This window comes from Nocardia sp. NPDC019219, from assembly GCF_040632645.1.
Classification (GTDB): Bacteria; Actinomycetota; Actinomycetes; order Mycobacteriales; family Mycobacteriaceae; genus Nocardia; species Nocardia sputorum.
On sequence record NZ_JBEYCG010000018.1, the window covers coordinates 186,500 to 200,186 of the forward strand.

14 protein-coding genes and 1 pseudogene are annotated in these 13,687 nt (G+C 69.0%); 6 read left to right on the forward strand and 9 right to left on the reverse strand.

Going from position 1 to position 13,687, the window contains the following annotated elements:
* Positions 1–29: 29 nt before the first annotated feature.
* Positions 30–965: a haloalkane dehalogenase gene (locus tag ABZ552_RS28330; protein WP_357440916.1), complete on the reverse strand. Its 936-nt coding sequence runs from the start codon at positions 963–965 to the stop codon at positions 30–32.
* A 622-nt stretch (positions 966–1,587) separates the two neighbouring features.
* On the opposite strand from ABZ552_RS28330, the gene ABZ552_RS28335 reads away from it, so the two are divergent.
* Entirely contained in the window at positions 1,588–2,310 is a 723-nt protein-coding gene (locus ABZ552_RS28335; RefSeq protein WP_281875186.1) for an HNH endonuclease family protein, read from the forward strand.
* Between the two features lie 2 nt (positions 2,311–2,312).
* Here the strand turns inward: ABZ552_RS28335 and ABZ552_RS28340 are convergent, their stop codons facing one another.
* A complete protein-coding gene (locus tag ABZ552_RS28340; protein WP_357440944.1) occupies positions 2,313–3,329 on the reverse strand; it encodes an NAD(P)-dependent alcohol dehydrogenase in 1,017 nt (338 codons plus the stop codon).
* Positions 3,329–3,772: a hypothetical protein gene (locus ABZ552_RS28345; protein ID WP_281875187.1), complete on the reverse strand. Its 444-nt coding sequence runs from the start codon at positions 3,770–3,772 to the stop codon at positions 3,329–3,331. The genes ABZ552_RS28340 and ABZ552_RS28345 overlap by 1 nt, the downstream gene beginning before the upstream one ends.
* Before the next feature lie 86 nt (positions 3,773–3,858).
* Between ABZ552_RS28345 and ABZ552_RS28350 the strand changes: the two genes are divergently transcribed.
* Positions 3,859–4,650, forward strand: coding sequence for a helix-turn-helix transcriptional regulator (locus ABZ552_RS28350; RefSeq protein ID WP_281916784.1), 792 nt, complete (start codon positions 3,859–3,861; stop codon positions 4,648–4,650).
* A 55-nt stretch (positions 4,651–4,705) separates the two neighbouring features.
* On the opposite strand, the gene ABZ552_RS28355 is transcribed toward ABZ552_RS28350, so the two are convergent.
* From ABZ552_RS28355 to ABZ552_RS28370, 4 genes are all read right to left on the reverse strand, one after another.
* Positions 4,706–5,908 (reverse strand): NAD(P)/FAD-dependent oxidoreductase, encoded by a 1,203-nt coding sequence (locus ABZ552_RS28355; protein WP_281916783.1) that lies wholly within the window; start codon positions 5,906–5,908, stop codon positions 4,706–4,708.
* 180 nt (positions 5,909–6,088) lie between these two features.
* Entirely contained in the window at positions 6,089–6,733 is a 645-nt protein-coding gene (locus ABZ552_RS28360) for a PadR family transcriptional regulator (RefSeq protein ID WP_281916782.1), read from the reverse strand.
* 61 nt (positions 6,734–6,794) lie between these two features.
* Complete coding sequence (locus ABZ552_RS28365) at positions 6,795–8,825, reverse strand: MDR family MFS transporter (RefSeq protein ID WP_350356347.1); 2,031 nt, start codon at positions 8,823–8,825, stop codon at positions 6,795–6,797.
* Between the two features lie 75 nt (positions 8,826–8,900).
* Positions 8,901–9,542, reverse strand: coding sequence for a TetR/AcrR family transcriptional regulator (locus ABZ552_RS28370; protein WP_281875191.1), 642 nt, complete (start codon positions 9,540–9,542; stop codon positions 8,901–8,903).
* 139 nt (positions 9,543–9,681) lie between these two features.
* Between ABZ552_RS28370 and ABZ552_RS28375 the strand changes: the two are divergent.
* The 4 genes and pseudogenes from ABZ552_RS28375 to ABZ552_RS28390 form a co-directional block, all read left to right on the forward strand.
* Positions 9,682–10,086: pseudogene (locus ABZ552_RS28375) on the forward strand (lipase family protein); the annotation flags it as partial.
* A gap of 206 nt (positions 10,087–10,292) precedes the next feature.
* Positions 10,293–11,192 (forward strand): oxidoreductase, encoded by a 900-nt coding sequence (locus tag ABZ552_RS28380; protein WP_281875192.1) that lies wholly within the window; start codon positions 10,293–10,295, stop codon positions 11,190–11,192.
* 154 nt (positions 11,193–11,346) lie between these two features.
* A complete protein-coding gene (locus ABZ552_RS28385; protein ID WP_281875194.1) occupies positions 11,347–11,817 on the forward strand; it encodes a transcriptional regulator in 471 nt (156 codons plus the stop codon).
* A 62-nt stretch (positions 11,818–11,879) separates the two neighbouring features.
* Positions 11,880–12,179 (forward strand): DUF3817 domain-containing protein, encoded by a 300-nt coding sequence (locus ABZ552_RS28390; protein WP_236566929.1) that lies wholly within the window; start codon positions 11,880–11,882, stop codon positions 12,177–12,179.
* Between the two features lie 10 nt (positions 12,180–12,189).
* Here the strand turns inward: ABZ552_RS28390 and rdgB are convergent, their stop codons facing one another.
* Both rdgB and rph read right to left on the reverse strand, forming a co-directional pair.
* On the reverse strand, positions 12,190–12,801 hold the full coding sequence (rdgB, locus tag ABZ552_RS28395; protein ID WP_357440925.1) for an RdgB/HAM1 family non-canonical purine NTP pyrophosphatase: 612 nt from the start codon (positions 12,799–12,801) through the stop codon (positions 12,190–12,192).
* Positions 12,801–13,571: a ribonuclease PH gene (rph, locus tag ABZ552_RS28400; protein WP_281875196.1), complete on the reverse strand. Its 771-nt coding sequence runs from the start codon at positions 13,569–13,571 to the stop codon at positions 12,801–12,803. Before rph ends, rdgB begins: the two co-directional genes overlap by 1 nt.
* Positions 13,572–13,687: the final 116 nt, after the last annotated feature.

The window sequence follows — 13,687 nt, forward strand, 5'->3', positions numbered from 1 at the left end:
AGCACTGCCGGGTCACACCGGGGCCGGGGTCACGGGCGGGCGGGAGCCCCGGCCAGCGCGTGCCGGTCGAGCCACTCGGCCACCGCCAGGCCGATCTCGTCCGGCCGATCCTCCGGCGCGTGGTGGCCCGCGGGCCCGATCGGCGCGACCTCGGCGCTCGCGAAGGTGTTCGCGGCCCACTCGATCACCTCCGCCGACCCCAAGCCGACACCGTTCTCCAGCGCCATCAGCAGCTTGGGCACCTCGGGTGTCGCGGCCGCCCAGACGCCGTAGCCGCGCACCAGGGCGACCACGTCCGCGGGCTCGCCGTCCAGCGGGAACTCGCGTGGCCACACCAGCAGCGGCTTGCGCGACGCCGGTGTGGGGAACGGCGCGCGGTACACGTCGTGATCCTCGGCCGCCAGGTAGGCGACACCCTTCGGCAGGTTGAACTCGATGAAGGTGTTCTCCTCCAGGATCATTCGTTCCCCTTCCGCGGAGCGGAACTTCCGGAACAGCTCGGCGCCGAGCGGGGGCAACTCGTCCCAGCGCATCGGCCGCAGGAACGTTTCGATCAGCGCGATACCGCGCACGCGACCGGGATGCCGCGCGGCCCAGTCCATGGCCAGGGCGCCGCCCCAGTCGTGCCCGACCAGTACCACCTGGTCCAGCCCCAGGGCGTCGAACCAGGCGTCCAGGTAGGCGGCGTGATCGGTGAGACGGTAGCCGATATCGGGCTTGCCCGACTCCCCCATCCCGATCAGGTCCGGGGCCAGTGCCCTGGTCCGGTCTGCCACGTGGGGGATCACCTTGCGCCACAGATGCGAGGAGGTGGGATTGCCGTGCAGGAACACCACCGGGGTCTCCCCCGCGCCGGTGTCGCGGTAGTGGATGAAGGAATCGAGGACGTCGACGGTGGGCATGATGTGGTCCTTTCGGGTCCGGCTCTTTCGCCTGCACCCGTTTGGACACACGAATCCGCCCACCTGTGACCGACCTCGGAGTGAGCCTGGTCACAGCCCCGCCGGTCGAGCCAGGCCGGGTTCGTCAGCGGTGGGAAATCCGTACTCATGCAGTAGATATATGGTCGAAACTGAAGATAGGCTGAGAAACTTTTCGAACCCTCAGAACGAACTTGCCAATCCGCGCGAGATTTATCTACTGTCTTGATACGTAGAACCAAGCGCGATCGGAGACGGAGCGGAAGCGTGCTGGCACCAACCGGATAGTGACTCCCCGCGCACCGGCACCCGCCGGAGCCCGATCACCCCTGATCATCACGAGTGAGTCCGGAGCAAGCGCGGCTCGACACCTCGGGACCTCCCCCTCATCAGCCCCGTGGTGTCGTCCCAGTGCGGTCTTCGGAGTGGACAACCAATCCGCACAACCGCGCGGCTCCCCAGGGCTCCTCGTGATAACCGCCCCCGAATCGGCGCCGGCACGGCGATTCGGGGGCGGGCCCATTCTTCGGTCCGGTCGCGTCGGCGCACGGCCGGTTATCGCCCGGCTGTGCCGAATCTCATACGCGCCATTCGGTTGTGCGAACCGTGCCACTGGATACTTTGACGCCGGTTACAGTTTCAAGTGGATTCGGCGTTAGGAAGTTCGATGAAGTCCACAGCGCAGCGGCTGGCCCTGCTCGGCATCATGGTCGCGACTTCCGTCGGACTGATCTCCTGTTCCTCGGTACGGCCCAGCGAGTCGACCGCGGCGGGCTGCGGGACCGGCGGCCGGGTCTGCGCCGACGCGCCCGCACCGATTCCCGCTCGCGACGCCCTCGCCCTGTTGAACGCCCTGCGCGTGGCGGAGCGCGCGCCCAAAACCGGTTACAGCCGAGACGAATTCGGGCCGCCCTGGTCGGACAACGTCACGGTGCCCGGCGGCGGCAACGGCTGCGACACGCGCAACGACATCCTCCAGCGCGACATGACCGACGTGACTTTCAAGTCGGGCAAGTGCATCGTCGCGACCGGTACGCTCGCCGACCCCTACACCGGCAAGACCATCAACTTCAAGCGGGGCACGAAGTCCTCCGACGACGTCCAGATCGATCACGTCGTCGCGCTCTCGGACGCCTGGCAGAAAGGCGCGCAGCAACTTTCCGCCGAACGCCGCCGCGATCTGGCCAACGACCCGCTCAATCTCCAGGCCGTCGACGGCCCGACCAACCAGTCCAAGAGCGACTCCGACGCGGCCGAATGGCTACCGCCGAGCAAGGGCTACCACTGCGCCTACCTGACCAGGCAGATCCAGGTGAAGACGGCCTATCAGCTCTGGGTCACCCCGGCCGAGAAGGACGCCATGGCGCGAGTCCTGAGCGCCTGCCCCTGAGCCTAGGGAAACTCGATCACCACCTTCCCGAACGGATCACCGGTGCGGAAATATCGGTACGCCGCCGCGGCTTCCTCGAACGGAAACACGCGGTCGACGACCGGACGCGTCCGATGGGCGGCGATAGCTCGATTCATCGCCTCGAAATCCGTTCGGCTGCCCACCGCGATACGGCGAATGGACAGATACGACGACCCGAACGGGTTGCCCACGGGCACGTCACCGGCGGGCATCGCGCCGATCATCGTGATCCGCGCGTTGTACGCGCCCGCCCGCACGGATTTCGCGAGCGTCGGCATGCCCACCGCGTCGAGGACGTGATCCACGCCGTCCCCGCCCGTGCGCTCCAGCACGGCGAGTTCCCACTCCGGGGTCCGGCTCCGATCGATCACCTCGTCGGCCCCGAGCGCACGCAGACGCTCGGCTTTGCGCGCGTTCGAGGTGATCGAGATGACCTGAGCGCCGTACGTTTTCGCGTGCTGCACCCCGAACAGCGCCACCGATCCGCTGCCTACCGTCAAGACGGTCTCGCCCGGGCGCACCGGCAGCGGCGTGCTCAGCGCGGCCCACGCCACCACTCCTGCGCAGGTCAACGTCGCGGCCTCCGCGTCCGAGAGGTGGCCCGGCACGTGCACCACCGAATCCTCCTCCAGCACCGCGTAAGTGGCGAGCATGCCGGGATAGGTCGCGCCGTACTGCTCGACGACGTGCGCCTGACGCTGTGGGCCGTCGGCCCACCGGACGAAGTAGGTGGCGGTCACCCGGTCGCCCACCGCGGCGCGCGTCACGGCGTCACCCACGGCGATCACCTCACCGACGCCGTCGCTGAGCGGCACGACGCCCGGGATGGCGGGCAGCGGGTACGTCCCGTCCATCAGCATCAGGTCGCGACGATTCAGCGATGCCGCCCGCACCCGGATCACCACTTGCCGTGGGCCGGGCTCGGGCAACTGCTGCGGCGCGGCGGTCAGCCCGTCCGCCCCGCGCGCGGGATCCAGATGGTAGGCGACGGCCTGCATCACGCGACGCCGATGTACTGGTGATCCCACCGGATCCGGCCCTCGTCGTCGAGCGCGACGACGTCGTATCCACCACCCACCACGGCCCCGTCGGCCTTCGTCACCATGTGCCAGCTCAGGCCGATCAAGTTCACGGAGAGACGCACCGCAGGCCCTCCGGAGACGAACACGTGCTCGCCCGGAGCGACGAACTCGTCGTACGCGCGATCGACCCGCCGGTCCAACGCTTCGTAGCCGCGAATCTCCACCGTCGGGATCGGGAAGGACAATCGGCCAAGCGCCTCCCGCATCGCCTGCGGCGGATCCACCAGCACCTGCGCCCCGTCCTCGGCCCACAGCTGCCGGATCCGCTTGCGCCTCGCTTCGGCATCGGATTCGTTCCACAGCGCGATATACCGTTCGGCGAACCGGGAAAGTTCCTGCTCATCCAGTTTCTTGCTCATGCGGCGAAGTCTTGCCGTCGACCGGCGCCTGTGCGATTCCCCGCAAGGTATGGCGAGCCCGTCGTTCAGCGCCGGATACTGCTGCTATGACGACGGCGGCCCAGTCCACCGGGTTCGCCCGGCAGCTCAAGCACTGGCGCACGCTGCGCCGGGTCAGTCAGCTGGATCTCGCGATCCGTGCCGACACCACGCAGCGTCATCTCAGCTTCCTGGAGCAGGGCCGCTCGCGCCCCGGACGCACCATGGTGGTGCGGCTGGCCGAATCGCTGGAGCTGTCGCTGCGCGAGCGCAACGGATTGCTGCTCGCCGCGGGTTACGCGCCGATCTTTCCCGAATCGGAACTCCACACAGTGGAATTGGCACCGGTGCTGGAGGCGTTGCGCGCCATTCTGGACGGCCATCTGCCCTACCCGGCGCTGGTGGTCCGGCCCTATGGCATCCTGCTCGCCGCCAACGCCGCCTTCGACGTGCTCACCGAGGGCGCCGCCCCATGGCTGCTGGAGCCCCCGGTCAACGTGCTGCGGCTCGCGCTGCACCCGGACGGCTTGGCCGCCCGCGTGGTCAACCTGCCGGACTGGGGAAGGCACGTCACCGAGGCGCTGCGCAACCGGATGGACCGCAGTCCCGATCCCGTCCTGGACGAGCTGATCGAGGAACTGGAGACCTATCTGCCGTCCACCGAGCCGGGGCCGGAGCATCTGGGTTTCGCGGTGCCGCTGCGTCTGCGCTGCGCCGAAGGGGAGCTGCGTTTGATCACCACGCTCACTTCGTTCGCCACGGCGGTGGACGTCACGCTCGCCGAATTGCAACTGGAGGCGTTCCTGCCGGGCGACGAGCAGACCGCGCAGATCCTGCGCGACCGCGCCGCACGACGCTGAGCGAGGCGCCCCAGCGAGGTCCCGCAGGCCGCTCCTGCGGGACCTCGCCATCGACTCACACCGACGCGAGTTCGTGCTCGGCCGGGGCTTCCCAATCGATCCGGTAGCGCTGCTCGGGGCCCATGGTCTTCTCCGGCTTCATCACGGTCTTGGCCATGAGCGGCATGAGCAGCTGCATGACCTTGCGCCCCACGGGCCCCGGCGTCTTGCTGTGGTTGATCTTCGCCGCGCGCGCCGCGACGCCTTCCACACGCTCGCGCCGCAGCCGCTCGTAAACCGCGAACGCCTCGGGAACGGGCAGATCACGCAGGCAGCGCGCCAGCTGCACAGCGCTCTCGATCGCCAGCGACGCACCCTGGCCGGAACTATTGGACGGCGCGTGCACCGCGTCGCCCACCAACACCATCCGCCCGCGATGCCAGTGCGGCACCGGCGGCATGATGTGCAGCGCACCGACCACTTCCAGCTGGTCCTCGGTGGTGCGACGAGCGAGTTCGCCGCCAGGGGTGTCGTCGCCGTAGGTCTCGCGCAGGGTCCGCAACCACTGCGCGCTCGGCACCGCCCGCGCCGCGGTGAGCGACAGATACTCCTTGTGCGGCAGGTTCGCTCCCCACGCCACCCGCCCGTCGCCGAGCGGCCAGTACAGGTAGTACGCCCGCTTGCCGAACGCGAAGGTCATGGTGTCGGCCGGGAGGTCGGCGTCGCACTCGGTGGTCGCGCCGAAGCCGAGCATGCCGGTGTAGTCCGGGCCGGGCGCCTCCGGGTCGATCAGCGTGCGCACCCGCGAGCGGATGCCGTCCGCGCCGATCAGCACGTCGGCGGTGGCCGTGCTGCCGTCGGCGAACCGGGCGGTGATCCCCGACTCGTCCTCGTGCACGTCGACCAGGCGTTTCTCGTACTCGAACGGGACCCCCGCTGCGGTCGCGTGCCGGTGCAACGCCTGGTGCAACTCGCTGCGATCGACCAGTTGCAGTGGCGGCACATCGGAGAGGCCGGGCAGGTCGAGAACCTTGTCCCCGACGGCCATCCGCATCTTGCTCACCGGCAGCGCGATGGCGCGGACCGGGTCGCCCGCCCCGATGATGTCGAGAGCGGCGATGCCGTTGGGCGCGAGGGCGAGTCCGCTGCCGATGCCGTAGGAAGGGCCGGGATAGGCCTCGTAGACGCGGGCGTCGATGCCCGCTTTGCGCAGGGCCGTCGCGACGACGGGTCCGGCGATGCCGCCACCGATCACCAGGGCGGTACGTGTTGTGGACATGGGTGTCTCCAGGATTCGTGCGATACGGGTTTCGGTTCCCGGACCGACGCACGCGCCACCCACCCGGTTATCCTGTGGTTGCCAGCCTTGTAGCCGGGTGCGCGTTCGCGGGCGCGGTTCGAGACTGTTCGATCGGGCCCGGCGGCGGTGTTGCCGCACCTCGCCGGGTCCGGTTCTCGGCTAGTTCTCGGCAATCCCCCTCTCCACCAGCTCGGCGACCTCGGACGGCAGCGCGCCGCGCTCGTGCCATGCACGCCATTGCGCCAGTCCAGGGAAGGTGCCCTCGGTCAGCTCGTCGCGCAGCGAACGCGTCCACGCCGCTTCGGCTTCCAGCATCGCCAGTCCGAACTCGGATTCGATGATGAACAGCCGCGGCAGCGCGCCCGCGAGTTCGCCGAGTTCGCGGCGCATGGTGCCGATGGTCCGCTCCAGCGCTTCGATGCGCGCGCCGAGCAGTTCGATCACCTCGGCGGGCGGAAGCACCGCGAGAATGGACAGCCCCGCGACGAACCGGTGGTGCTCCGGCTCCGGAGTCGACAGCAGCTCCCTGGTCCAATCGGTCATCTCGGCGCGGCCCGCGTCGGTGATCCGGTAGATCACCCGCTCCGGCCGCGCGCCCGCGCGCTCACTGCCGACCACCTCGAGGAAGCCGACCTTGGCCATGTTCTGCACGACCGTGTAGAGCGAGCCCCACTTGATCGCCATGTCGTGGTCTTTGCCCCGATCGCGCAGGGTCTGGGCGATCTCGTACCGGTGCATCGGGCGTTCGACGATCACGGACAGCACCGCGAGCGCGAGCAGGTTGTCGACCTTGCGTTTCTTCATCGCGGCACCTCCTTACTCGTGTACGAATATACGTCCACGAGTAATGGTGCCGCAAGCGCTGTCAAGCGGGCACCGTCTCCTGTTCTCGCGCCTGGTCTTCCAGCAACTTCGTGGCGATGTTCGTCAGCGCCTGGTCCAGCAGCGCGCGATCGGCGGGATCGGCCTCGCTCCAATCATCGAGCCTGCTGTCGAGCCAGCGCCGCCAAGCCGCCTTGATCCGGTCCATCTCGGCCGCGCCGGAATCGGTGAGCCGCAACCGTCGCCCCTCGCGCATCAGATACCCTTCCGCGCCCACCTGGTCGTAGATCGGCTCGATGACCTCTTCGGGGAGCCGGTGTTCTCTGGCTATCTCCGCCAGCGTGGCGTGGCCACGCACCCGGTCGCGCAGATACACCTGGCCGAGCGCCCAGGCCTCACCGCGTGTGAGATCGCTGTCCGCGTCGGCGAGGATGCGTGCGCCGATCGGATCCTCCGCCCCCGCTCCGCGCATGGTGCCCGCGATAGCTCGTTCCAGTTGCACCAGCCGATCGGGCGAATCCGGCACCGAGAACCCTTCGCCCACATCACCCGCACCCGCCCGCGCACTGTCGCGCAGCGGCACCTCGGGCAAGAACCACGCGATCACGAATCCGGCCAGCGCGATTGGAACGACCCAGAAGAACACGTGACCGATCGAGTCCGCGTACGCGTCGATGATGGGAGCCGACTGTTCGGCGGGCAGTGCGCGCAACGACTGCGGATCCGCCGCGACAGCGGGCGGCACACGCACGCCGGCCAGGGCCGCCGCCAGATCGGGCCCGATCTCGTTGCTGTAGAGGGTGCCGAAAATCGCCGTGCCGAAGGCGCTGCCGAGCGTGCGGAAGAAGGTGACGCCGGAAGTCGCGGTACCCAGTTGGGCGTAGGGCACGGTGTTCTGCACGACGATGGTGAGCACCTGCATGGCCAGTCCGATGCCCATGCCAAGGATCAGCATGTACAGCGACTCCAGCCAAGTGCCGGTGGTCCGGCCCATCGTCGACATCAGGTACAGGCCGAGCGCCATGACCAGCGTGCCCCCGATCGGGAAGTACCGGTAGCGCCCGGTCTTGCCGACCACCTGCCCGGACAGGATCGAGGTGGCGAACAGACCGGCCACCAGCGGTAGCGTGCGCACGCCCGACATGGTGGCCGAGACGCCGTCGACGTATTGCAGGTACGCGGGCAGGTAGGTCATCGAGCCGAGCATCGCGAAGCCGACGATGAAACTGAGGATCGAGCACACCGTGAACACCCGGCTGCGGAACAACGCCATCGGCAGCATCGGTTCGGCGGCCCGCAACTCCACCGCGACGAACGTGGCCAGCAGGAACACCGCTCCGGCGAACAGGCCGACGATCGTCGGCGAGCCCCACGCGTATTGCTGGCCGCCCCATTCCAGGCCCAGGATCAGACAGGACACGCCCAGCGCCACCAGCCCGATTCCGGCGTAGTCGATGATCGGCTTGGCCGCGGCCCGCACCCGCGGGATGGTCCGCGCGGCCAACGCGATCATGACCACGGCGACCGGAACGTTGACGTAGAAGCACCAGCGCCAGCTGGCATGGTCGGTGAACAGACCGCCCAGCGTCGGACCGATCACGGTGGTCACCCCGAACACCGCGCCCAGCGCGCCCTGATACTTGCCGCGCTGCCGCAGCGGAATGATGTCGGCGATCAGCGCCATCGAGGTGACCATCAGCCCGCCCGCGCCGAAGCCCTGGACGCCGCGGGCGAGAACCAGCAACAGCATGCCGTTGGCCAGGCCCGCGACCATCGAGCCGACGATGAAGATCACGGCACTGACCTGGAACACCAGCTTGCGGCCGAACAGGTCACCGAGCTTGCCCGCCAGCGCCGTCGCCACCGCCTCGGCGAGCAGGTACGAGGTGACCACCCACGCCATGTGCCCGGCCCCGCCGAGGTCGGCGACGATGGTCGGCAGCGCGGTGGACACGATGGTCTGGTCCAGCGCCGCCATCAGCATGCCGAGCACGATGGTGCCGAACACGATATTGGTCTTGGCCCGGCCCATCGGGGCAACCGGGTCCGCGGCGACAGCAACCGAACCGGCCATCAGCCCAGTATGGGACTTCGCCGCTTCGATGGATATCCAGCGACACGGCAGCGAATCCGCTGCCCGTGCGTGGGGCTAGCTCTCGCCGGGCCGCTCGATGAGCGACATCGCGATCGGGACCAGCAGATCGACGAGTTCGGCCACCGTCGGGCGCGGGTCGGCGAGCACCCATTCGTGCGCGAGGCCGTTGATCGCGCCGATCAAGGCGCTCGCGCCCCATCCGGGCGCGCCGCGCACCCGCGAACCGGGGGCGACCACCGGCACCACACGAGTTTCCAGCACGGACGCCCACGCGTGCCTGCGTTCACGACGATGCCGCTCCATCCGGTCGCTCACCCCGACCACTTCGATGAACGCGACTTTCGCGCGGTAGGGGTCGGAGCCGATCGACGCCAGATAAGCCGCTACCACGGCGGTCATCGCCGCGGGCAGGTCGAATCGGGGGTCGAGGTCCCCGAGGCGCGCCAGCACGGCGGCGGCGGCCTCGTCCTGGATCCGGTCGTAGGCCGCGACCAGCACGTCCTCCCTGGCCTGGAACTCCTCGTAGAACTGCCGCTTGGACAATCCCGCGGCGGCGCACACGTCGGCCAGCGAGCAATTCGTGTAGCCGCGCTCGGCGAAGATCCGGGTGGCCGCGTCGAGGAACCGCTGACGCCGCTCGGCTTTCCGCTCCACGACGGCACGCCCGCCGTATTGCCTGCCCACTGTCGCCGTCATATCTCTCACCGTAGCGAAATCGCGGCGACCGGGAACATCCGTCGGGCCGAGATTTCCAGGACGTTCCTTCTTGTGATCCGCGTCGGGACACCGCATACTCGGGGGCAGTCTGAAACCGATGGGGCTCACATATGGGCCGCTGGCCCAGGGCTGGGCCGCGGTGATCCCTGATCACCAGGGCCCGGACTCGGCCTACGCCGCGGGCCCGCTGGCCGGGCGCATCACGCTCGACGGCATTCGCGCCGCCGAGAACTTCGCGCCGATGCAACTGTCCGGGACCAGGACCAGGGTCGGGATGATGGGCTACTCCGGCGGAGCGATCGCCACCGGCTGGGCCGCCGAACCGAAGCGCGACTACGCGCCCGAACTGAACGTGGTCGGCACCGCGGAGGGCGGCATCCCCGCCGATCTGTCGGCCGCGTTGCGGATGGCCAACGGCAACCTGTCGGCCGGGCTGATCTTCGCGGGCGCGCTCGGCGTCTCGCGCGAGTATCCCGAACTGCGCAGATTCCTCGACGACAACGCGAACGGCCTGGGCAGGCAACGCTGGACCCCGCGACGTGGCAGGTGTGGGGCGAGACGGTGGGCGCGGTGCTCGCTGCGGCATTCCAGCAACCCATCGGCAGCGGCCGCTGACCAACTCGCCCGGAGCTCGTGTCGCGGTCGTCTTCCGGGACACGAGCTCTCGCGTCTGAGACGATCGATGGCGAAAATCTTCCCCCGTAACTTACTCCAGAGTAAGGTTGACGCATGGCGTGGAAACCAGCTGAGATCCCGGACCAGACGGGACGCACCTTTGTCATCACCGGCGCGAACGGCGGTCTGGGCGCCGTCACCACGAAAGTCCTGGCGTCCAAGGGCGCGACCGTGATCATGGCCTGCCGCAACGCGGTCAAGGCGAAAGAGGTCGCCGGCGGCATCGACGGTGACGTCCGCGTGGCCGAACTGGACCTCGCGGACCTGGCCTCGATCCGTAAGTTCGCCGACGAGATCGGCGGATTCGACGTCCTGATCAACAACGCGGGCCTGATGAACATCCCGTTCTCGCGCACCAAAGACGGTTTCGAAACCCAGTGGGGAGTCAACCACCTCGGACACTTCGCGCTCACCGGCCTGCTGCTGGACCGGATCGGCGATCGGGTGGTCACCCTCTCCAGCATCGCCCACAAGCAGACCCCGAAGCTCTGGATCGACGACCTGGACTACGAAAAGCGTCGTTACCAGCGCAATCTCGCCTACGCGCAGGCCAAGCTGTGCAACCTGATGTTCGCCCGCGAACTGCAGCGCAGGCTGCGCGAATCCGGCTCGGCCAAGCGTTCCTACGGCGTGCACCCCGGTGTCTCGGCCACCGACCTCTTCGCCCACACCGAGACGCCGCTCGATTACGTCGCCAAGCCGTTCATCCGTCTGATCGGGCACTCGCCTGCCAAGGCCGCGCACTCGACTCTGTTCGCCGCGACCATGCCCGACGCCGATCCCGAGACCTACTGGGGCCCGACCAGGCTCTTCGGCAGCCAGGGACCGGTGAAACCCTCGTCGTCCACCCGCCTGTCGCAGAACAGGGATCTGTGGCAGCGGCTGTGGGAGGAGTCCGAGCGCAAGACCGGCGTCACCTACTCGTTCCGAGCCGGACGAACGCCCGCGCAGTAACCAGACCGCTCGTCACGCCCGAAGCCACGGAACCGATCGCATACGGGCACTCCGTCCGGCACCGCTCCATACCACGATGATCGTGGTCACAGCGCGCGCCGGACGGCGTACCTGGCTCTACGGCCCGCGTAGTAGAACGGGTACCGTAGAAGCCGTGTCCGCCTCACCCCGCCGCTCGGCACACAACCGCCCGGCCCTCATCGCGCTGGTGATCGTCGCCGCGCTGGGCTGCCTGGCGCTGGCCTGGTGGCAGTGGGAGCGGTACGAGTCCGCCAGCGGCACCGGCCAGAACCTCGGGTACGCGTTGCAGTGGCCCCTGTTCGCGGGCTTCGCCGTCTTCGCCTACTTCCGGTACGTCCGGCTCGAGCGCGAGGCAGGCGAAACCGAGGAGAAGGACGCGTCCACCGCGGCCCGTGGGCGCGCTTCCGCAGTTCGGCGCACCGCCGGTCCGGTCGCACCCACCGAGCTCCCGGCGGGTCTGTTGCCGGAGCGACCCAAGGCCGTCCGCGATGACGACCCGGTGCTCGCCGAGTACAACCGGTACCTCGCCGCGCTGCACGCCAACGACATCGACGAGCAGGTCCGCGCGGCAGGCCTGCACACCCGCGAGAGGAGCGCCGGTTGACCACCAGCGAGAATTCCACCGAGACCACCGCCGCCCCGGCCCCGGCCCGGAACGCCGCCAAGATCGGCCCGGCGCTGCTGCGCTACCGGGCGCTGGCCTGGATCACCGGCCTCTGGCTGCTGCTGCTCACCGGTGAGATGATCGCCAAGTACGGCTTCGACGTGCACACCCCCAGCTGGATCGCCGTGGTGCACGGCTGGGTGTACTTCGTCTATCTGCTGGTCACCGCCGACCTCGCGGTCAAGGTCCGCTGGCCGGTCCTGCGCACCGTCGGCACGCTGCTCGCGGGCACCATCCCGCTGCTGTCGTTCTTCGTCGAGCACGTCAACGCCAAGCAGGTCAAGCAGACCTTCGGCGTCTGACCCGGCCGCGTCAGTCCGCGGCGAGCGCCGCCAGCGCGGGCGTCAGCTGGGCCAGCGCCCGCCCGCGATGCGACACCGCGTCCTTCTGGGCGGGCGTCAGCTGGGCAGCGGTGATCTCGCCGCCCGCCGGGACGAACAGCGGGTCGTAGCCGAAACCGCCGTCGCCCACCGGCTTCCGGCCGATCGAACCGGGCCATTCCCCACGCACCACCGTCTCCGCGCCGCCGGGCACCACCAGCGCACAGGTCGAGACGAACCGCCCGCCCCGGCGCTCGTCCGGCACATCCGACAGCTGCGCCAGCAACAGCGCGTTGTTGGCCGCGTCGTCGCCGTGCCTGCCCGACCAGCGCGCCGACAGCACACCCGGCATCCCGTTCAACGCGTCCACCTCGATGCCGGAATCGTCGGCGACACACGGCAAACCGGTGGCCGCGGCGCCGTCGCGCGCCTTGGCGAGCGCGTTCTCCTCGAACGTCGCGCCGGTCTCGGGAGCCTCATGGTACGGGGGGACGTCGTCCAACCCGACGATCTCGATCCCGGCGATCCCCGCCTCGTCGAGGATGCGGCGCAGTTCGTTCAGTTTCTTGGCATTGCGGCTGGCCACCAGCAGACGACGGGTCATCACTTCTTCCTCGCGTCGGCCTGCTCCGGAAGCACGCCGGGATACGGCAGTGCCAGCGCTTCCTTCTGCACGACGAACAGTTGCTCGCAACCGGCCAGCGCGGCATCGAGCAACTTGTCCAGCGTGGAGCGCGGGAAAGTCGCGCCCTCACCGGTGCCCTGGATCTCCACCAGCGTCCCGGTATCGGTGGCGACCACGTTCATGTCGACCTCGGCGCGCGAATCCTCCTCGTACGGCAGATCCAAGCGCACCCGGCCGTCGACCACGCCGACGCTCACCGCGGCGATCGCGCACGAGATCGGCTGCGGGTCGGCCAGCGCGCCCGCCGCGCCGAGATAGGTCACGGCATCCGCCAGCGCCACATAGGCGCCGGTGATCGCGGCCGTCCTGGTACCGCCGTCGGCCTGCAGCACATCGCAGTCGATCGCGATGGTGTTCTCGCCGATCGCGGCCAGATCGATGCAGGCGCGCAGCGAACGGCCGACCAGGCGGCTGATCTCCTGGGTCCGTCCGCCGATGCGGCCCTTCACCGACTCACGCCCGCTGCGGGTATGCGTCGCGGCGGGCAGCATCGCGTATTCGGCGGTGAGCCAGCCCAATCCGGAGTCGCGCCGCCACGCGGGCACCCCCTCCGTGACGCTCGCGGTGCACATCACCCGCGTCTGCCCGAACTCCACCAGCACCGAACCCGCTGGATGCGTGGTGAAACCACGGGTGATCCGGACCTCGCGGAGCTCATCGTCCGCCCTGCCATCGGCTCGTCTCGACACGGCCACAGCCTACTGGGTCTTCTGGCCGCGACTTCGTCGCGGCGTGTTCGCGGCCCCTTTGTGGCTCGCGTTTGCGCGGCCGCCGCTTGCTCCTTCGTCGCCTACGCGGCGGCCGC

Coding starts and splice junctions, on each gene's coding strand:
- ABZ552_RS28365 (WP_350356347.1), bottom strand. CDS start 8,825: ATGGCCGGTTCGGTTGCTGTCGCCGCGGACCCGGTTGCCCCGATGGGC.
- ABZ552_RS28355 (WP_281916783.1), bottom strand. CDS start 5,908: ATGTCCACAACACGTACCGCCCTGGTGATCGGTGGCGGCATCGCCGGA.
- ABZ552_RS28360 (WP_281916782.1), bottom strand. CDS start 6,733: ATGAAGAAACGCAAGGTCGACAACCTGCTCGCGCTCGCGGTGCTGTCC.
- ABZ552_RS28350 (WP_281916784.1), top strand. CDS start 3,859: ATGACGACGGCGGCCCAGTCCACCGGGTTCGCCCGGCAGCTCAAGCAC.
- ABZ552_RS28335 (WP_281875186.1), top strand. CDS start 1,588: ATGAAGTCCACAGCGCAGCGGCTGGCCCTGCTCGGCATCATGGTCGCG.
- ABZ552_RS28380 (WP_281875192.1), top strand. CDS start 10,293: ATGGCGTGGAAACCAGCTGAGATCCCGGACCAGACGGGACGCACCTTT.
- ABZ552_RS28340 (WP_357440944.1), bottom strand. CDS start 3,329: ATGCAGGCCGTCGCCTACCATCTGGATCCCGCGCGCGGGGCGGACGGG.
- ABZ552_RS28345 (WP_281875187.1), bottom strand. CDS start 3,772: ATGAGCAAGAAACTGGATGAGCAGGAACTTTCCCGGTTCGCCGAACGG.
- ABZ552_RS28370 (WP_281875191.1), bottom strand. CDS start 9,542: ATGACGGCGACAGTGGGCAGGCAATACGGCGGGCGTGCCGTCGTGGAG.
- rdgB (WP_357440925.1), bottom strand. CDS start 12,801: ATGACCCGTCGTCTGCTGGTGGCCAGCCGCAATGCCAAGAAACTGAAC.